The 17,072-nt window shown below is 67.1% G+C and carries 17 protein-coding genes and 1 pseudogene; 9 read left to right on the top strand and 9 right to left on the bottom strand.

The genetic code is table 11. The features are described 5' to 3' along the window. Positions 1 to 364: 364 nt before the first annotated feature. From ACZ4RZ_RS46910 to ACZ4RZ_RS46900, 3 genes are all read right to left on the bottom strand, one after another. A complete protein-coding gene (locus ACZ4RZ_RS46910; protein ID WP_467753716.1) occupies positions 365 to 1,789 on the bottom strand; it encodes a ricin-type beta-trefoil lectin domain protein in 1,425 nt (474 codons plus the stop codon). 491 nt (positions 1,790 to 2,280) lie between these two features. Further along, positions 2,281 to 3,021, bottom strand: coding sequence for a hypothetical protein (locus ACZ4RZ_RS46905; RefSeq protein ID WP_467753715.1), 741 nt, complete (start codon positions 3,019 to 3,021; stop codon positions 2,281 to 2,283). Positions 3,022 to 3,024: 3 nt separating this feature from the next. Then, positions 3,025 to 3,324 (bottom strand): hypothetical protein, encoded by a 300-nt coding sequence (locus ACZ4RZ_RS46900; protein ID WP_467753714.1) that lies wholly within the window; start codon positions 3,322 to 3,324, stop codon positions 3,025 to 3,027. 933 nt (positions 3,325 to 4,257) lie between these two features. Here ACZ4RZ_RS46900 and ACZ4RZ_RS46895 point away from each other — a divergent pair. From ACZ4RZ_RS46895 to ACZ4RZ_RS46870, 6 genes are all read left to right on the top strand, one after another. After that, a complete protein-coding gene (locus ACZ4RZ_RS46895) occupies positions 4,258 to 5,952 on the top strand; it encodes a sigma-70 family RNA polymerase sigma factor (RefSeq protein ID WP_467753712.1) in 1,695 nt (564 codons plus the stop codon). Between the two features lie 260 nt (positions 5,953 to 6,212). Beyond that, positions 6,213 to 6,407 (top strand): hypothetical protein, encoded by a 195-nt coding sequence (locus tag ACZ4RZ_RS46890; RefSeq protein ID WP_467753711.1) that lies wholly within the window; start codon positions 6,213 to 6,215, stop codon positions 6,405 to 6,407. A 621-nt stretch (positions 6,408 to 7,028) separates the two neighbouring features. Then, a complete protein-coding gene (locus tag ACZ4RZ_RS46885) occupies positions 7,029 to 7,337 on the top strand; it encodes an RICIN domain-containing protein (RefSeq protein WP_467753710.1) in 309 nt (102 codons plus the stop codon). Between the two features lie 723 nt (positions 7,338 to 8,060). Further along, positions 8,061 to 9,326, top strand: coding sequence for an ABC transporter substrate-binding protein (locus ACZ4RZ_RS46880; protein ID WP_467753709.1), 1,266 nt, complete (start codon positions 8,061 to 8,063; stop codon positions 9,324 to 9,326). Between the two features lie 21 nt (positions 9,327 to 9,347). Next, a complete protein-coding gene (locus ACZ4RZ_RS46875; protein WP_467753708.1) occupies positions 9,348 to 10,313 on the top strand; it encodes a carbohydrate ABC transporter permease in 966 nt (321 codons plus the stop codon). Continuing rightward, the gene (locus ACZ4RZ_RS46870; protein WP_467753707.1) at positions 10,310 to 11,182 is read left to right on the top strand and encodes a carbohydrate ABC transporter permease; all 873 of its coding nucleotides are present in this window, start codon (positions 10,310 to 10,312) and stop codon (positions 11,180 to 11,182) included. The genes ACZ4RZ_RS46875 and ACZ4RZ_RS46870 overlap by 4 nt, the downstream gene beginning before the upstream one ends. Positions 11,183 to 11,308: 126 nt before the next feature. On the opposite strand, the gene ACZ4RZ_RS46865 is transcribed toward ACZ4RZ_RS46870, so the two are convergent. Together ACZ4RZ_RS46865 and ACZ4RZ_RS46860 are read right to left on the bottom strand one after the other, a co-directional pair. Beyond that, a complete protein-coding gene (locus ACZ4RZ_RS46865) occupies positions 11,309 to 11,488 on the bottom strand; it encodes a hypothetical protein (protein WP_467753706.1) in 180 nt (59 codons plus the stop codon). 241 nt (positions 11,489 to 11,729) lie between these two features. Beyond that, entirely contained in the window at positions 11,730 to 12,101 is a 372-nt protein-coding gene (locus ACZ4RZ_RS46860) for a hypothetical protein (protein WP_467753705.1), read from the bottom strand. Positions 12,102 to 12,373: 272 nt separating this feature from the next. Here ACZ4RZ_RS46860 and pcaDC point away from each other — a divergent pair, with 272 nt between their 5' ends. Further along, complete coding sequence (pcaDC, locus tag ACZ4RZ_RS46855) at positions 12,374 to 13,675, top strand: bifunctional 3-oxoadipate enol-lactonase/4-carboxymuconolactone decarboxylase PcaDC (protein WP_467753704.1); 1,302 nt, start codon at positions 12,374 to 12,376, stop codon at positions 13,673 to 13,675. Between the two features lie 70 nt (positions 13,676 to 13,745). Further along, on the top strand, positions 13,746 to 14,381 hold the full coding sequence (locus ACZ4RZ_RS46850; RefSeq protein ID WP_467753703.1) for an MBL fold metallo-hydrolase: 636 nt from the start codon (positions 13,746 to 13,748) through the stop codon (positions 14,379 to 14,381). A 71-nt stretch (positions 14,382 to 14,452) separates the two neighbouring features. Here ACZ4RZ_RS46850 and ACZ4RZ_RS46845 read toward each other — a convergent pair whose 3' ends face one another. Together ACZ4RZ_RS46845 and ACZ4RZ_RS46840 are read right to left on the bottom strand one after the other, a co-directional pair. Beyond that, positions 14,453 to 15,025: an isochorismatase family protein gene (locus ACZ4RZ_RS46845; RefSeq protein ID WP_467753701.1), complete on the bottom strand. Its 573-nt coding sequence runs from the start codon at positions 15,023 to 15,025 to the stop codon at positions 14,453 to 14,455. 83 nt (positions 15,026 to 15,108) lie between these two features. Then, positions 15,109 to 15,567, bottom strand: coding sequence for a MarR family winged helix-turn-helix transcriptional regulator (locus tag ACZ4RZ_RS46840; protein ID WP_467753700.1), 459 nt, complete (start codon positions 15,565 to 15,567; stop codon positions 15,109 to 15,111). A gap of 111 nt (positions 15,568 to 15,678) precedes the next feature. On the opposite strand from ACZ4RZ_RS46840, the gene ACZ4RZ_RS46835 reads away from it, so the two are divergent. Further along, the gene (locus ACZ4RZ_RS46835) at positions 15,679 to 16,458 is read left to right on the top strand and encodes an exodeoxyribonuclease III (RefSeq protein WP_467753699.1); all 780 of its coding nucleotides are present in this window, start codon (positions 15,679 to 15,681) and stop codon (positions 16,456 to 16,458) included. A gap of 121 nt (positions 16,459 to 16,579) precedes the next feature. Here the strand turns inward: ACZ4RZ_RS46835 and fdxA are convergent, their stop codons facing one another. Further along, positions 16,580 to 16,900 carry a ferredoxin gene (gene fdxA, locus ACZ4RZ_RS46830; RefSeq protein ID WP_467753698.1) on the bottom strand — a complete coding sequence of 107 codons (321 nt, stop codon included), beginning with the start codon at positions 16,898 to 16,900 and terminating at the stop codon, positions 16,580 to 16,582. Further along, positions 16,869 to 17,072 (bottom strand): annotated as a pseudogene (locus ACZ4RZ_RS46825) (hypothetical protein); the annotation flags it as partial. The pseudogene ACZ4RZ_RS46825 and the gene fdxA, both read right to left, overlap by 32 nt.

Raw genomic sequence — 17,072 nt, 5'->3', positions numbered from 1 at the left:
TGACCGGGACACCACTTGCCGGCACCCGCACCTACCGCTTCAGCCGCCGGGCACCCCGCACAGACACCGCCGAATTCGCCAACGGTGTCCTCGGCGGAACGCGATCGCGGCGTGGCCCCGCTGTCGCCGCGCATACGCATCGCGCTGTGGGGTCCGTCCCTCCTTAAATGCAGCAACTCCCCGAACAGCAGGGAGTGGGCAAGGGGATGTGGCGTCCGGTCGGCGAAGGGGGTCAGCCGGCATGCTGGTCCAGCCGTGTGCGGTCACTCCTCCCCTGCGGGGCAGGGCCATGGGGGGAGGAGCGACCGCACTGAGCGGGTGCACCGCAATCGGCCAGTCGTGGCTTGTCAGGCGGGAATTGCCGCTACTGGCCGTTCAGCCACTTCTGGTCGTTGGCCGTGCAGTCCCCGAGGGCCCCGAGCTCGACCTTGGAGGTGGACGGGTCCACCCTCAGGCAGCGATTCGACTGAACGCCGCGGATCGTGCCGTGGGAATCGACGGTCCACTTCTGGTTGTCGCGGCCATTGCAGTTCCAGATGGCGACCTCGCTGCCTTCGTCCGTTTTCTCGCTCAGGACATCCAGGCACCTCTTCTTGTCGCTGCTGTAGACGGTGATCTGGCCGGTTTCCGTTCTGGTCCACTTCTGGTTGTCGCCGCCATTGCAGTCCCAGGTTCCGACCTGGGTGCCGATTTCGTCGGTGCGTTTGGGGACGTCGAGGCAACCTTTCGTGGCGACGTTGAACAGGGCGCTGGTCGAGTTGGCAGTCGGGTCAGAGGCGAGACCCCAGCCGTACTTGACGCGGTCGACGCCGCTCTCGTTCACGTTGCTCAGCGTCAGGTCGGTGCCACTGCCGTGGAGGGCTTGCAGAGCGTACCCGTCGGGATTGGAGGCGGGGTTGTCAGGCCACCCTGTCCTCTTGCCGCCGAGGCCGGGCCAGTAGATCGAGCCTATGCCGAGGGTACGGATGGCTTCGGTGTGAGCGCGCAGGTACTGGACCCTGTTCTCGGTGGTGTTGGCGTCGTTGTAGTTGAATTGGGGCTTGTTCCCATCCATCATCGTTTCGCCGAACTCGTCCAAGACGACACGTGACGGATCGCAGGAGTTCAGCTTGTCGGCGATGTGATGGAGCCATCCCTTGTAGGTGGTGATTCCGGGGTGAAAGAACGTGTAGCTGTGCCAGGAGACGTAGGTCCCGTCGAAGCGGCGGTCGGAACATATGGACTCGATGTCCGTGTTCATGCCTGCGCCACTCACGAAGATCCGGTGCTTGGGGAGCGACGAGTATCTTTCGATCCAGGCAGCGACGCCGGGCAGCCAGTTGTCCGTACTGCCGGGTTCGTTCCACGGCTCGAAGTAGACCTGGGGGTTGGAGCCGTACTTGGCGATGACGGCGTCCCACATCGCGACCCGCTCTGGATGGTCGGAGCCGTCGCCGGCCCAGTAGCCCAGGACGACCTTGAAGCCCTTGTCGGTCGCGGCGTCGATTGCGCCGCGGTAGGAGTTCCACCATGTCGAGTTCACGGTGTCGGTGTTGATCGGCAGCCGGACCGTGTTGGCTCCGAGGTTGTTCTGCAACCCCGTGTAGATGGCGGCGGCCTTGGCTTTGACGGTGTCGTAGCTGTCGGAGGCGTCCAGCCCCTGCAGGACAAGGGGGCCATCGTGGAAGTTGTCATCTACGCGGGCCCAGTTCACGCCCTTGAACTCGCTGGCGTTGAGGTTGGGGTCAGCGTGAGCCGGGGTAGTGCCGGACACAAGGCTGATCGACGCAATGGCCAGGGGGGCCAGCATGCCGGCCAGCGCACGGCGAAGGAAGCGGGTACGCGCAGGGCCTGGTGCGACGGTGTGGCGATCGGGTGGATCGAGATGGGAACGGAACATGGTCCCTCCGTGAGTTGTGAGGCGGTCCAGGAGGCTGGGGTGTGGCTCGTACCCCGGCCGGTCATCAACGCCCGGCACGGGATAACGAAGGTTGCGCCGGGCGGGGTTGCGCCTCATCGACGAGGCGCCAGGTGGTCCTGTCAGACCAGCCTGTGACTAGGGCGCGGACACCCGCGCCACACTGGGGAGTGCAGCGTTCGTGGTCAGGCCGCGCGGCGTTCGGACTGCTGGTTGGTGCCGGTCGTGCAGGGTCCACCGGATGAGGCGGGTCCCGTTGCGGTGGATGCACCCGCGACATCCAGGCGCCAGCCGCTGTGCTGGGCGAGGACGTGCAGGTGGTTAACTCGTAGATCTGCAGGTCGGTGTTGTTGTCGCCGCCGGGATCATGTGCGGAGTGACGGTCATGATTGAGCGAAGATCGTCTTCCTCTGACGCTCGATCTGGGTGAGTAGGCCGTCGACGCCCTTGGGGTCGGGGATGAACTCCTGCATCGCCGGCGGCATCATCGTGGAGCTGAAGTCGGGCCGGGCGTCGCGGTTCATGAATTGGGTCAGGTGCTCGGTCTTGCTGATCAGCTCGTAACCCGTCTTCTGCAGGGTGCTGTACGAGGAGGTGCCGGCCTTGGTGGAGGCGGTGACGACGCATGGGTCGCGCTCGAGGTGGATTTCCTCGGCCTCGGGCGTGCCCAGGAACTCCATCGACTTGACGGCGCCGGCATTGTTCTTGGGCTTCTTGCTGAACATGAAGCCGTCGGTGTGGGCCTCCACCGTGTCCTGGCCATACGAGGGTCGATCACGGGGAAGGGGTAGAAGTCGAGGTCCTCCAGATTGGCCTTGTCGGTGAACTGGTGCGCGACCGAACATCCCCAGCAGGTACATGCCTGCCTTCTTCGGCACCAGGCTCTGGGCTGCGTCCTGCCAGGTGCGGCCGACGGCGCCGTCCTGGCGGTAAGGGAGGATGTCGGCCCATTGGTCGATGCCGGCTCTCACCTTGGCGTCGGCCCAGGAGGCCACGCCGCCCTTCATCAGGGACATGTGAAAGTGGTATGCGTTGGTGCGGGCGTTGATCTGGTCGAATGTGCCGAAGGCGGGCCAGGCGTCCTTGTCGCTGAAGGCGATGGAGATCAGGCCGTCCTTCTTCATCTGCTAACACAGGGCGGCGAACTGCTCCCAGGTGGTGGGCACTTCGTGGCCGTGCCGCTGGAAGACGCTCCTGGGTGGAAGATCGCCCAGGTTGGTGTGCAGCGGGACGAAGTAGTACTTGCAGTCCTTTCCCTTGCTGAGGTCCTGCATGGCGGAGGGGAACGTGCCGCTGATCGTCTTCCACACGTCGGCAATCGGTGTTGCGAGGCCCTTGGCGGCGAGGAACTGCATGCGGCAGCCGGCAAACCAGCTGAACACGTCGTCAGGAGTGCCTTGAAGATGGGCGTTGCTCTGCTCCTGCAACGCGTTGTGGTCCTTGGCGATGACCTTGACGCTGAGTCCGAACCACTGGGTGGAGAGCGCGTAACGTCGGCGAGCGTCTTCTTCGGAACGGCGTCCGACCGGCCCTCGCTGACAGGGATGGTCTTGGAGTCCGTCGCGGCGGACTCGCTGCCACCGCAGGCGCTGAGCAGCGGAACGCCCGCGCCGAGCGCTGCTGCCCCTCCGGCACCGCGCAACAACGTGCGGCGGCTGGGGCTTTGAGTGGAGAGACCGGCGGGAGGGAGTCGCATGAGAGCTCCTGAGGCTGACGACGACCGGCCATCACGCATCGGGCCGCGTGGACGCAAGGTCGATCAAAAACAAACGCGAATGAACAACCGGGCCCAATGAGAACCGTTCGATTGGTCGAACGTCAAGGCTCGTGCGTCACTTTTTGGAGCCGGAGGTGAAGAACTCGCGGTGACCGCACGAAGTTGAGCACAGTTCACCTTCCCCGTGGACTATGGGAGTTGGATCTCAGGTCCATTGACTTCGGCAGTCACTCACAGGCATTGACACGCGCCCGGACTGCCGCTCACTATCTCCCAGCATGTGAGTGAAACTGTTTAATTTCGTTGAAGGTTGCACGAGCCGCAAGGTTGCGATCGTGGCCGATTGTGACCCTACGAGTGGCTCCTTCCAACAGGCGATGCGATTCCGGACACCCCCACGTGCCACTCCATATGGCGGTCGACCTCGGTCCCTTGCCTGTGCCTCCTCGCCGCGGGTACTTCCTCGCGCTCCCCGCTACGGCCGGCAACTGGCGGTTGCTCCACCTACTCGCGAACGGCGCGATGCACACGGCGACAACTGGATCCCGCTTTGTGCTAGGGCGGCCCCGGCTCAAGGTCTCCCCTTGTGCCGGACGGAAGAGCAGCAAGGACCCGGGAAGGGAAGTGGACAGGTGTGGCAGCGATGGGAGAACACGACCACGCGCTGGTGGAGGCGGCGCAGGGCGGCGCCCTGTGGGCGCAGGACGAGCTGGTCAACGCATATCTGCCGCTGGTGTACAACATCGTGGGCCGCGCGTTGAACGGGCATGCCGACGTCGACGACGTCGTACAGGAGACCATGGTCCGCGCGCTCGGCAGTCTCAGCTCGTTGCATCACCCGGTCAGCTTCCGGTCCTGGCTGGTTGCCATCACGATGAACCAGATCCGCACGCACGGGTACAAACAGCAGGCGGCACCGGCCGGTTCGGATCTGCTGGACGCCTGCGACATGGCCGATCCCGGTGCGGACTTCGTGGACCTGACGATCGTGCGCCTCGGCCTGGGGGGTCAGCGGCGCGAGGTGGCGGAAGCCACCCGATGGCTGGACGCCGACGACCGCTCGCTGCTGTCGTTGTGGTGGCTGGAGTCCACGGGCGAGCTGAGCAGTACGGAGGTGGCCGCCGCGGTGGAGCTGTCCGCGCAGCACACCGCCGTGCGTGTACAGCGGATGAAGGCGCAGTTGGAGACCGCCCGCCTCGTCGTACGGGCGCTGTCCGCGACCCCGCTGTGCGCACGCCTCGACCAAGTGATCGGGAACTGGGACGGCCGCCCGTCGGCACTGTGGCGCAGGCGCATCGCTCGGCACGCACGGGACTGCGAAGTGTGCTCGGGACACCAAGCCGGACTGGTGCCCGCAGAGCGGCTGTTGGTGGGCCTGGGCCTGGTGCCTGCGGCTGCCGCGCTGACCGGCCTTGCAGGGCTGACCGCCCTCAACGGTGCCGGAACACCCGTGGAGCCCACGGCCTTCGGTGCGTCCGGGCATCAGGGCGCCGGTGATCTACCTGCCATGACAGGCCACGAGCACGCAGGCTCCCACTCGGATATGGGCACGTCGTCCGGACCGGACGACCACACTGCTCTGCTCGAACCGGTCCATGGCGTTGGCACGATGGGCAGGCGCAACCGCCGCGTACGAGAGCGAATACAGAGGCGTGGCCGCAACACGGACGTTGCTGCTGCGGTCGCCGCACTGATTGCGGGAGGCATGCTCGCGGGCCTGGGCATGCTGCCGTCGGATGGGGAGGGGGTGCGGTCCGCGGCCGAATCGCAACCCGCGGCTACAGCACCCGCCGCTTCCCCCTTGCCCACCGCCTCGGCATCAGCATCCCCGTCACCTTCACCCAGCAAATCCCGCACACCCAATCCCAGTGTGACACCCAGGAAGCCCAGACCGACGCCGCCGAAGCCGAAGCCCAGGCCGCCCAGCCCCACCCCCAGCCCCACTCCCACTCCCACCTTCGGTCCCGCGGACACTCCGGCTGAGCAGGTTCTGGCGCTCGTCAACGCCGAGCGGGCCAAGGCTGGCTGCAACCCGGTGAAGTACCACGAGCGCCTTGCGCGCGCCGCCCAACTGCACAGCGAGGACATGTCGGCCAACGACTACTTCGACCACACGAGCGTGGACAGCCGCAAATTCTGGGACCGGACCATGGCCCAGGGCTATCCATCACCTGGAGCCGAGAACATCGCCCGAGGACAGAGCTCTCCCGAGGCCGTGATGGCGACGTGGATGAACTCACAAGTTCACCGGGACAACATCCTCAACTGCTCTCTGACCACCATGGGCCTCGGCCTGGTTGACGACGACTGGACCTGGACCCAGGTGTTCGGCTTCTGAAGCGTCGGCGCAAGAGTTTGTTCCGGCAGGCCAGAGCTCGTGGACGGCGCGGCTGCCGATGCGCGAGGGCGAGGTTGTGCATGTGGGCGACGCCGCGCCGCCGCAGAGTCCGAGACGGAAACCCGGCAGGTCGCCGCCGACGGCCCTGAGAAGCAGTGACGGCAAGACCCTCATCCGCAATGGTACGGACGCCTGGGAGTACGGCAGCAACATCGCTGTTCACCACACCGTCCCTCGGGACGCCCCAAGGGCACGGGCACATGGCCTTCGAGGAACTGCTGCAGATGTCCATCCCGGAGGGGCTTACAGAGCAGGCCCTGAAGGCGGCCGGAGACACGAACTCGATCCGGGTCGCGGTGGGCGCTGCCAACGGCGTCCCGCTGAAGCTCGCCATCACCTCGACAGACTGGCGGCCCGGCCCCGATGAGCGTCGGCTGCACCCAACATCGACTTAAAATGCCCCTGGACGCGGCGCTCGGAATGGCCCTCTCGCGGCCTGGGCCGCGCGGCCGCCTGCTTGAGATGGGCCGCGGACCCGTCCAGGCTCGGCGAATTGGTGCGGTACACCGCGCCAACGCTGTGGATGAACCTGAAATGGCTTCAGACTGTCGACGTTTCCCACAGGTGCGCGCTCGATGTGCGATACGGACACGCCCACGTCTGGGAGCGCGCCCACTGTCTCAACCTGCGGAGATTCGGTAAGGGGCTCCTACAGAAAGCGATTTCCCCAGGTCACGGGTTTTCGTAGGGGTCATAAAAAGGGTACGCACGACCCTTGACGTTCGGCAGCTCGAACAGCTCTCATGGGGCCACTGTTCGGTCTAGTTGGTTTCTGAGCGGCCTTGTTTTCTCGTGGCCTGAAGCCCGACGACCGCTTCCTGCCCGGGAGTCGTCATGCAACTCTCTACGTCCGGTCTCTCCTCTCTCGGCCCCGACCGCCGCACGCTGCTGCGGGGGCTGGCCGGAGCGGTTGCGCTGGGCCGCCACCACCCTGCTGAGCGCCTGCGGTGGCATTGCCCGCGGTACGGGGAGCGCCCCGCAGACCGTCACCGTCGGCTTCAACGCGTCGCACGCGGGTGCCCGAGAAGACGTTCGCCGACATCTGCGCGGCTTTCACCATCAACCAGCGGTGGACCCGCGCCGGCAACACCTTCGAGTCACTCGGCAAGTGCCTGGACATCTCCGACAGCAGCGCCACCGTGACGATGAGGAACTGCGACGGTAGAGCGAGCCAGCAGTGGACCATGCCCTGGGACGACACCATCCGTAACGCCGCCTCCGGCCGCTGCCTGGATGCCCAAGGCCGCACCACCGGCGAGGGCACCCCGATCATCGTCTACGACTGCTGGGGGATGGACAACCAGCAGTGGACCTACCCCGCGTAGGCCCCGGGCTGGCCCGCCACCTCGTACGACGGGCCAGCCACCACGCAAGACAGGCGGGGACCGCCGGCGCGGGACTTCGTCATCCCGCACCCACCGAGCAAGTGACCCCCAGCCGAAGAGGGGCCGGGACGGCCGCACGCGTCCCGGCTCTCCGGCCCAACACCCGCTTGCGGGCCTGCACCCAAGGACACCCGTCATGACCCGACCCTGCCTCGTCCCCCGCATGTGGCTCGTCACCATCCCTACATCACACACCGACGGCAGCGTCGGTTCCCACCACTTCGTCGTCGCCGCGGACACCGCGGACGACGCGCTGCAACGAGGCTGCACCGCAGCCGAGAGCTCCCAAGCCCTACGCCACCGCCGAAACGCCATCCCCGACACTTCTGCGGCGTCGGCCGAGATCATCGGCACGTTCGGAACGGCTGTGCCTGACTTACCAGCCGGTTACGCAAGCCAGGTAGCGAAGAAGAACGGCCGCCACCCTGCATGGCTCCAGACCGCCTTGTGAGTGCCGGGTGATGCCCTTCCTCCAATCAAGTCGTCGTTGAGGCCCGGCAACACGTGGAAGCGATCGGAGCCTGTGATCGAACGGCGCAACGCTTCGCGCAGGTTTCGTCCCACTCCCTGCCGAAGCCTTGAACCCCACACCGCAAACCCATGTGAACCATCGCGTGCTGAGCCCTATGAGCCGCAGCCGCACTCGAGACAAGGAACGTGAGCATGTCGGCAATGAGCAACAACAACTGGGATCGCCGATCACTCTTCAGGGCCGCCGCGGGCCTGGCCGCCGCCGGCACGCTGGCCGCGTGCGGCGGCAACAACGGGCGTGGCGGGGGAAGTGGTTCGGGCAAGTCCCTGGTCCAGTACTTTCACGCCTATGGTGAGGCGGGCACCGAGCAGGCGATCAAGCGGTACGCGAAGGCGTACAGGGATGCCGATGTGAGCACGCAGTGGATCACGGGCAGCAACTTTGAGACGAAGTTGTTCGCGGCGCTGCTGACCAAGAACGCGCCCGATGTCTTCGAGTTCCACCCGCAGATCCAGCTCGTCAAGAGCGGTCAGGTGGCGGACCTGAGCGACATCATCGAGCCGGTCAAGGACGACTTCAATGCGGCCGACATCAAGTCGCACACGGTCGACGGGAAGATATACGGCGTCCGGATGATCGACGACCCGCAGTTCTTCTTCTACCGGCCCTCGCTGTTCGAGAAGGCGAAGGTCGAGGTGCCGACCACGCTGGATGAGCTGATCGAGGCCGCGGCCAAGCTCACCACCAGCAAGGTCAAGGGTCTCTTCCTCGGCAACGACTTGACCGCGATCGCCAACCCGCTGATCTGGTCGGCCGGTGCCAACACCCTCGATGAGAAGAACCGGATCGCCTACCACACGGAGGGCGTCGCCGAGGGCCTGACCAAGCTCCGCAGGCTGTTCACCAGCGGTCACCTGCTGCTGGACGCACCTGCCGACTGGTGGGACCCGTCGGCCTTCACCCAGGGCCTGAACGCGATCCAGTGGGGCGGTATGTGGTCCATGCCTGTGATGCAGCAGGCGCTCGGCGACGACATCGGGATCTTCCCGTTCCCCAAGATCGTGGACTCCGGCAAGCCCTCGGTCACCATGGGCGGCTGGTCGATGTTCGTCAACGCCAAGGGTGAGAACGTCGATGCGGCCAAGGAATACGTCAAGTGGCTGTGGATCGACCAGAAGCAGTACCAGGAGGACTGGTCGCTGTCCTACGGCTTCCACATCCCACCGCGAACCTCGCTCGCCCGGTCCGCTTCCAAGCTCAAGTCCGGCCTGCCGGCCGAGGCGGTCAAGCTTGCCACCACCCATGGGCACTTCGACAACATCGGCTGGACCCAAGCCGTGATCGCCGCGTTCAACGACGTCATCGCCAATGCCGTCCGCAAGAACACAAAGCCGGAGGCCGCCCTCGACGACTGCGACAAGAAGGTCAACCGTGAACTGACGAAGCTCTTCGGCTAGGCCATGCGGACGGGCAGCGACATGTCGACCACCACCACGCGCCACCACGCGCGCCCCGCCCCGGCTAAGGCATTCAAGGCCCGGCCGCGGCGGGGCCTCAGGGCGAACAGCACCTTCAACTTCTGGCTCTTCACCGGGCCGTTCCTGCTCGGCCTGGTGATCTTCGTCTTCGTTCCCATCGGCTGGAGCATCTGGCTCAGCTTCTTCGAGGCACGTTTCACCGTCACGCCGAGCGAGTTCGTCGGCTTCGCCAACTACCGGCAGATGCTCACGAACGCCAACTTCACCGGCTCGCTGGTGACGTTCACGGTGTTCGCCGCGTTCATCGTGCCCACTACCTGGGCTCTCTCGCTGGGCCTGGCGCTGCTGGTCAACCGGCTGCGGTTCATGCGGGCCTTCTTCCGGTCGGTGTTCTTCCTTCCCACCGCGGTCAGCTATGTGGCCGCCGCGCTGATCTGGAAGATGTCCATCTTCAACGGCGTCCGCTTCGGCCTGGCCAACACCGTCATCGGCTGGTTCGGCGTCGAGAACATCGCCTGGCTGGCCAACCCCGACCCGCCCTGGTACTGGCTGGTCATCGTGACCGTCCGCCTGTGGCTCCAGTCGGGCTTCTTCATGATCCTGTTCCTGGCGGCGCTGCAGAACATCCCGCAGGAGCTGTACGAGGCCGCCGCGATCGACGGCGCGAAGCCGGGCTGGCAGACCTTCCGGCACATCACGCTGCCGCAGCTGCGGGCCACCTCGACCGCGGTGCTGCTGCTCCTGCTCGTGGCCGCCTACCAGGCGTTCGACGAGTTCTACAACCTGCTGAGCAATGCCACCTGGGGCCAGCCGCCCCTCGTGGTCCTCTACAAGACGGCCCTGGGTGAGAACCAGGACTACGGCGCGGGCAGCGCGGGCGCGGTCATCCTCACCCTGCTCATCTGCATAGTGACCCTGTTCCAGGGGAAGATCCTGGGCTTCGGAAGGGGGGAGGAGTCCAAGTGAGCACGATCAACTCTCCGGTCGGAAAGCAGCGCCGCGTCAAGCGAGGGAGCGGGCTCGGCAACACCGGTCTGTATGTCGCGGTCGGTATCGCCGCCCTGCTCTTCCTGATCCCCTTCTACCTGATCGTGCGTAACGCACTGATGGAGGATCAGGAGATCACCGGCGAGAACTGGAAGTGGCTCCCCACTGATATCCGGTGGGGCAACATCACCGAGCCCTTCGACGACGTCACGGTCGACTTCGCACGCTCCCTGTGGAACTCCACGGTCGTCGCGGTCCTGATGACCGCCGGCACCCTGCTGGTGTGCTCGCTGGCCGGCTACGGCCTGGCCCGTATCCCCTACCGGCACGCCAACAAGATCTTCTACGCCGTCCTGGCCACTCTCATGGTCCCCACCGCTGTCACCTTCGTGCCCAGCTTCGTGCTGGTCTCCTCCCTCGGCTGGGTGGACACCTACCGCGGACTGATCATCCCGGGCCTCTTCAGCGGCTTCACTTGCTTCCTCTTCCGCCAGTACTTCCTGGGCTTCCCCAAAGAGCTGGAGGAGGCCGCGCGCATGGACGGGCTGAATCACTGGGGCGCCTACTGGCGTGTCGTCGTGCCCAACTCGCTGAACTTCTTCGCGGCGATGGCCACGATCACCTTCATCAACGGCTGGAACGCCTTCCTGTGGCCCCTCGTCATCGGCCAGGACCCCAGCGCCTGGACCGTCCAGGTCGCGCTCTCCTCCTACATGACCAACCAGACCGTCAACTACCACCTGATCTTCATGGCCACCGCCATCTCCATCTTGCCCCTGGTGTTCGTGTTCCTCTTCCTTCAGCGCTGGCTGGTCCAGGGCGTCGCACAGACCGGAATCAAAGGCTGAGATGTCTGTCCAACCGCCCTACGCGAGGGGAAAGTTGACCTTCCACTCCGCCTTCGCGCAAGTCCGTGAACTCGTCGGCGGTCTACCTGCGGCTTTACGCCGACGGGACAGGCCGCCGACCCGGCGTCACTGCCGCGGCCCACTCACCTGCGTGACCGTCTTCGGCGCCACCCCGTTCCCGCCGCCCGGGGCCCCATCGAGTACCTTCGGTACCGCCCGGAACCGGTACTCCACCGTCCAGTCCTCGACATCCGGGCCGGTACGCTCCACGCCCTCGTTCATGGCCCGCACGGTGATCAGGAGCATGGCAGCGGAGTGCGGACCTGGCCTCCCGAAGGCTTTCCCAAGTTCGGCATCCACCTCCTGGACGCGCCGCCTCGCACCCTTCCACCGCTCACCGCTGCAGCGGGCATATTGGCCGTAAACGGGCAGTGATCCTGTACCGCGTCGGGCCGGGGCCGTGTACGGCGTGGGCGACTCCGACAGGCGACGGTGGCGAGCCACAAGGATGGCGTCGGCGAGCTCGCGGACGCCATCCCCGAATCCTTCAAACCAGCTCAAGGCCGTCCTGGTTGTAGCCGACCCGGCTCTGCGGGAGCGGCTGTCCGACTTGGGTAACCGCGAGCTGTTCCGCACCTGCGCGTGCCTCAGCCCGCGCGACGGCGAGGGCGACGAGGATGCCGTCGTCCAGGCCACTCGCATCACCCTGAGGCTGCTGGCCGAGCGCATCGAGCAGCAGATCGATGAGCTGAATCAGCGACTGACCGGGCTCGTCGAACGCCATGCCCCGCAGCTGCTCGCGCCGGTTGGTATCGGCCCGGACTCCGCTGTCACGCTCCTGATCACCATGGGCGACAACCCTGAGCGGCTGAGCACCGAGGCGTCTTTCGCCGCGCTGTGCGGGGTCAGTCAGTCCCATCGAGTACTCCTCGGCAGAGCTCGCGTCGGCTCAACCATGGCGGCGACCGGCAGGCGAATGCCGCTCTGCACCGCATCGTGTTCACCCGGCTGCGCCACGACCCGCGTACCTCAGGCGTACTACGAGCGCCGCACCCAGGAGGGCAAAACCCGTCGTGAGATCATCCGTTGCCTCAAGCGATATGCCGCCCGCGAGGTCTTCAGCCTGGTCCGGACGGTCTCTGCCGACCCCCCGTTATAGGGGCGTCCGTGACAGATGAGAGGGTCAGGCGGGTGAGTGAGACACCGATGAACACCCTGCAATACCGCTTTGACGGGCCAGAAGACGCTCCTGTCCTGATCCTCGGTCCCTCACTGGGTACCACATGGCACATGTGGGACAGGCAGGTCCCCGAGCTCGCGAAGCACTGGCGGGTCTTCCGGTTCGACCTGCCGGGACACGGCGGAGCGCCCGCGTATCCGGCGGGTTCGGTCGCCGAACTCGCCGGCCGGCTGCTCGCCACGCTCGACGGTCTCGGCGTGCAGCGCTTCGGTTACGCGGGCTGCGCGTTCGGGGGTGCCATCGGGATCGAGCTGGCGCTGCGCCACCCGGAGCGGCTCGCGTCGCTCGCGCTGATCGCCGCCTCGCCGCGGTTCGGTACGGCCGACGAGTTCCGGCAGCGCGGTGTGATCGTGCGGACGAACGGCCTCGACCCGATGGCGCGTACGTCGCCCGAGCGCTGGTTCACTGGCGGTTTCGCCGCGGCGCAGCCCGCGATCACCGAGTGGGCCGTGCAGATGGTGCGCACCACCGACCCCGGCTGCTACATCGCGGCCTGCGAGGCCCTCGCCGCCTTCGACGTGCGCGCCGAGCTGGGCCGGATCGGCGTTCCGACGCTTGTCCTCGTCGGCTCCGACGACCAGGTCACCGGGCCCGCCGAGGCGCGCACGCTGGTCGCCGGGATACCGGACGCCCGGCTCGCGGTCGTGCCCGGGGCCTCGCATCTGGTCCCCGTGGAGCAGCCCGCCGCGGTCACGGATCTGCTCGTACGGCACTTCTCCACGGCCTGGCAGCCCGCCTTCGACTCGACCACCGGCCAGATGGCGATCTCGGCGGCGCCGGTGAAGCCGGTCCTGGCCGCGCCCCCGTCGGTCGCGCCCCTCGCCGAGATTGCCCCGCCCGCCCTGCAGCCCGAGGTCATGGGGATGGGGCGTCCCGATCCGTACGACGCCGGGATCAAGGTCCGCCGCGAGGTGCTCGGGGACGCGCACGTCGACCGGGCGCTGGCCTCGGCGGACGAGTTCTCCGGGGACTTCCAGGAGTTCATCACCCGGTACGCGTGGGGCGAGATCTGGGACCGGCCCGGGCTCGACCGGCGTTCGCGCAGCTGTGTCACGCTGACCGCGCTGGTCGCGGGCGGCCACCTCGACGAACTCGCCTTCCACACCCGCGCCGCCCTCCGTAACGGCCTCACCCCGGTGGAGATCAAGGAGGTGCTCCTCCAAGCGGCCGTCTACTGCGGCGTACCGGCCGCCAACAGCGCATTCAAGGTGGCGCAGCAGGTCATCCGCGAGGAGACCACGCCGCAGGAGTGATCTTCAGCCTGGCAGTGGGAGCACCAGTCTCAGCAGCCCTTCGCGGCGCCGCCGGGGGCAGGATGGACCCATGAAGCTCACGAAGAAGTCGCACGCCTGCGTCCGTCTCGAGAAGGACGGGCGCACGCTCGTCATCGACCCCGGCGGTTTCAGCGAGGAGGACGCCGCCGTGGGCGCGGAGGCCATCCTGGTCACGCACGAGCACGCCGACCACTTCAACGAGGAGCGGCTGCGGGCGGGCATGGAGTCCAACCCGGCGGCCGAGATCTGGACCCTGAGGTCGGTCGCGGAGAAGATCTCCGCCGCCTTCCCGGGCCGCGTGCACATCGTCGGCCACGGCGACACGTTCACCGCCGCTGGCTTCGATGTCCAGGTGCACGGCGAACTGCACGCCGTGATCCACCCGGACATCCCGCGCATCACCAACGTCGGCTATCTCGTCGACGGCGGCCGCGTCTTCCACCCCGGCGACGCCCTCACGGTCCCCGATCAGCCCGTCGAGACGCTGATGCTCCCGGTCATGGCCCCGTGGAACAAGATCGCCGAGGTCATCGAGTACGTTCGCGAGGTCAAACCGCAACGGGCGTACGACATCCACGACGCCCTGCTCACCGACCTCGCCCGGCCGATCTACGACAACCAGATCGGCGCCCTGGGCGGCTCCGAACACCTGCGGCTCGCGCCGGGGTCGTCGGCCGAGGTCTGAGCGCCCGCCCTTCGGCAGCATCAACTCTCCGGCAGCGTCAGGCCTTCCGCGGCGGCAGGCCTTTCGCCGGGTCAGGCCTTCAGCAGCGTCAGCACCTGGTCCGTCGTCGCCGTCTCCGCGATGCGCGGGAAGATCTTGCCGAAGCTGTGCGCATGCGAGTCGGCGTCCAGGTCGGTGGTCGCGTCCTCCACCACCGTGAGGTGGTAGCTGTGCTCGAAGGCCGAACGGGCCGTGGACTCCACGCCGATGGAGGTCGAGATCCCGGCGAGCACGATCTGGGTGACGCCACGGCGGCGCAGCTGGAGATCCAGTTCGGTGCCGGTGAAGGCGCCCCAGTGCCGCTTGGTGATCACGATGTCGTCGCCGAGCGGACCCAGCTCGTCCGGGAACTCGGCGAATTCCGCGGGCGGCGCGGCGGCCGGACCGGGGTGGTCCGCCCGCCCCACCGGCAGGTCGCCGCCGTCCGGGGACCAGGCGACCCGCACCCGTACGACGGGCAGGCCCTGCACACGGAACGCCTCTGCCAGCCGGGTGGCGTTCTTGAGGACCGCGTCGGAGGGGTGGACGGTGGGCAGGGCCAGGATGCCCTTCTGGAGGTCGATGAGAACGAGGGCGGAGCGCTCGTCGAGGGTGGTGGCGGACATGGTCGTACTCCTTGTGGCGCGTGCGGAGAGGCAGAGACGGCCCTTGGGGAGGACAAGGGGCGGCTCCTTGGAGGGAAAGACAGTCAGTCCTCGCCCAGCCGTCTGAGGAGCTCGACGGACTCGGACAGTGCGTGCTGCTCGGCCGGGGTCAGCCGCTCGGCCATGAGACGGACCATCGCGTCCTCGCGGAGCTCTCCGCGCTGCCGTAGTCGGTCCCGGCCCTTTTCGGTGAGCGCGATGAGCACCTGGCGGCCGTCCGTGGGATGCGGCCGGCGCTCCACCAGGCCCTCGCTCTGCAGGGCGTTCACCGTGGCGAGCATCGACTGCGGGCGGACCAGCTCGGCCCGGGCCAGGGCCGCGGGAGCCGCCGGGCCCTCCCGGTCGAGCCGCTTCAGCAGCGAGGACTGCGAGAGGGAGAGACCGTGGTCTGCGGCCTCGACACGGATCCTGCGCAGCAGCCGGTCCAGCGCGGACCGCAGTTCCTGTGCGGCCCGCGCCAGTTCCTCGCGGCTCAGCGGGGTGCGGTCCTCGGGCGACGTCATATCGACAGGCTAACTGTCAAACAGGCGAACTTACAAGTTTGCCTGTCGAAATCGGCCGGTCCTGTGGCACTGACGGGCCCGTTGTCGTACCCGCCCGGTAGGTTGTGAGTCATGCGCATTGCCACCTGGAACGTGAACTCGATCACCGCCCGTCTCCCGAGGCTGCTGGCCTGGCTGGAGAGCAGCGGCACCGATGTGCTGTGCCTCCAGGAGGCCAAGGTCGCGGCCGAGCAGTTCCCGTCCGACCAACTGCGCGAGCTGGGCTACGAGGCGGCCGTGCACGCGACGGGGCGGTGGAACGGCGTCGCGGTGATCTCCCGAGTCGGCCTGGAAGACGTAGTCAAGGGCCTGCCCGGCGACCCCGGCTACGAGGGCGTCGAGGAGCCCCGCGCCATCTCCGCGACCTGCGGCCCGGTCCGCGTCTGGTCGGTGTACGTGCCGAACGGACGCGAGGTGGACCACCCCCACTACGCGTACAAGCTCCAGTGGTTCGAGGCCCTCAAGGCCGCGGTCGCGGGCGACGCGTCGGGCAGCCGGCCGTTCGCGGTGCTGGGGGACTACAACGTGGCGCCGACGGACGACGACGTCTGGGACATCTCCCTCTTCGACGGTGCCACACACGTCACCCCGGCCGAGCGCGCAGCTCTCGCCGCCCTGCGCGAGGCCGGCCTCGCGGACGTGGTCCCGCGTCCCCTCAAGTACGACCACCCCTTCACGTACTGGGACTACCGCCAGCTCGGCTTCCCCAAGAACCGCGGCATGCGCATCGACCTCGTCTATGGGAACGAGGCGTTCTCGAAGGCGGTCAAGGACGCGTACGTGGATCGCGAGGAGCGCAAGGGCAAGGGCGCGTCGGACCATGCGCCGGTCGTGGTGGACCTGGACGTCTAGCCGGTAGTGGTGGACTTGGACGTCCAGCCCGTAGTGGTGGATCCGGACGTCCAGCCGGGGGCGGCGGACCTGGACGTCCAACTGGTCCTGGTGGACCCGGACGTCCAGGCGACCGGCGATGTCATGCCGTCGGCAGGGGCGCCCCGGCGACCACGGGGTGGTCGCGCTCGACCGGACCCAGATGGGACGCGCCGCCCGGCGAGCCGAGCTCCGCGAAGAACTCGGCGTCCGCCTTGCGGAAGTCCGCCCACTCCTCCGGGGTGTCGTCCTCGAAGAAGATGGCCTCTACGGGGCACACGGGTTCGCAGGCTCCGCAGTCCACGCACTCGTCCGGATTGATGTACATCTTGCGGGGGCCTTCGTAGATGCAGTCGACGGGGCATTCGTCGACGCAGGCCTTGTCCTTGAGATCAACGCAGGGCTGCGCGATGACGTACGTCATGGGTGTTCTCCACGGTCCAGGTGTCGTTGCCGGTCAGGAGGGCGGCGAGGTCGCCCTTGCCGTACTGCTCGACGGCGGTGTCCAGCTGGTCGGCCATCTGGGTGTCGTAGACCGGCCGGTCCACGGAACGGAGCACGCCGATGGGGGTGTGGTGGAGCGTGTCGGGGTCGGC

It is taken from the genome of Streptomyces sp. NPDC027189 (genome assembly GCF_055566975.1).
This window is presented reverse-complemented; position numbering and strand designations above follow the sequence as displayed.

Excerpts from the sequence above, each read along its gene's own strand:
- ACZ4RZ_RS46875 (WP_467753708.1), top strand. The coding sequence starts at position 9,348 with ATGTCGACCACCACCACGCGCCACCACGCGCGCCCCGCCCCGGCTAAG.
- ACZ4RZ_RS46860 (WP_467753705.1), bottom strand. The coding sequence starts at position 12,101 with ATGGGACTGACTGACCCCGCACAGCGCGGCGAAAGACGCCTCGGTGCT.
- fdxA (WP_467753698.1), bottom strand. The coding sequence starts at position 16,900 with ATGACGTACGTCATCGCGCAGCCCTGCGTTGATCTCAAGGACAAGGCC.
- ACZ4RZ_RS46895 (WP_467753712.1), top strand. The coding sequence starts at position 4,258 with ATGGGAGAACACGACCACGCGCTGGTGGAGGCGGCGCAGGGCGGCGCC.
- ACZ4RZ_RS46845 (WP_467753701.1), bottom strand. The coding sequence starts at position 15,025 with ATGTCCGCCACCACCCTCGACGAGCGCTCCGCCCTCGTTCTCATCGAC.
- ACZ4RZ_RS46865 (WP_467753706.1), bottom strand. The coding sequence starts at position 11,488 with ATGCTCCTGATCACCGTGCGGGCCATGAACGAGGGCGTGGAGCGTACC.
- ACZ4RZ_RS46880 (WP_467753709.1), top strand. The coding sequence starts at position 8,061 with ATGTCGGCAATGAGCAACAACAACTGGGATCGCCGATCACTCTTCAGG.
- ACZ4RZ_RS46840 (WP_467753700.1), bottom strand. The coding sequence starts at position 15,567 with ATGACGTCGCCCGAGGACCGCACCCCGCTGAGCCGCGAGGAACTGGCG.
- ACZ4RZ_RS46910 (WP_467753716.1), bottom strand. The coding sequence starts at position 1,789 with ATGCTGGCCCCCCTGGCCATTGCGTCGATCAGCCTTGTGTCCGGCACT.
- ACZ4RZ_RS46890 (WP_467753711.1), top strand. The coding sequence starts at position 6,213 with ATGGCCTTCGAGGAACTGCTGCAGATGTCCATCCCGGAGGGGCTTACA.
- ACZ4RZ_RS46850 (WP_467753703.1), top strand. The coding sequence starts at position 13,746 with ATGAAGCTCACGAAGAAGTCGCACGCCTGCGTCCGTCTCGAGAAGGAC.
- ACZ4RZ_RS46835 (WP_467753699.1), top strand. The coding sequence starts at position 15,679 with ATGCGCATTGCCACCTGGAACGTGAACTCGATCACCGCCCGTCTCCCG.
- ACZ4RZ_RS46905 (WP_467753715.1), bottom strand. The coding sequence starts at position 3,021 with ATGAAGAAGGACGGCCTGATCTCCATCGCCTTCAGCGACAAGGACGCC.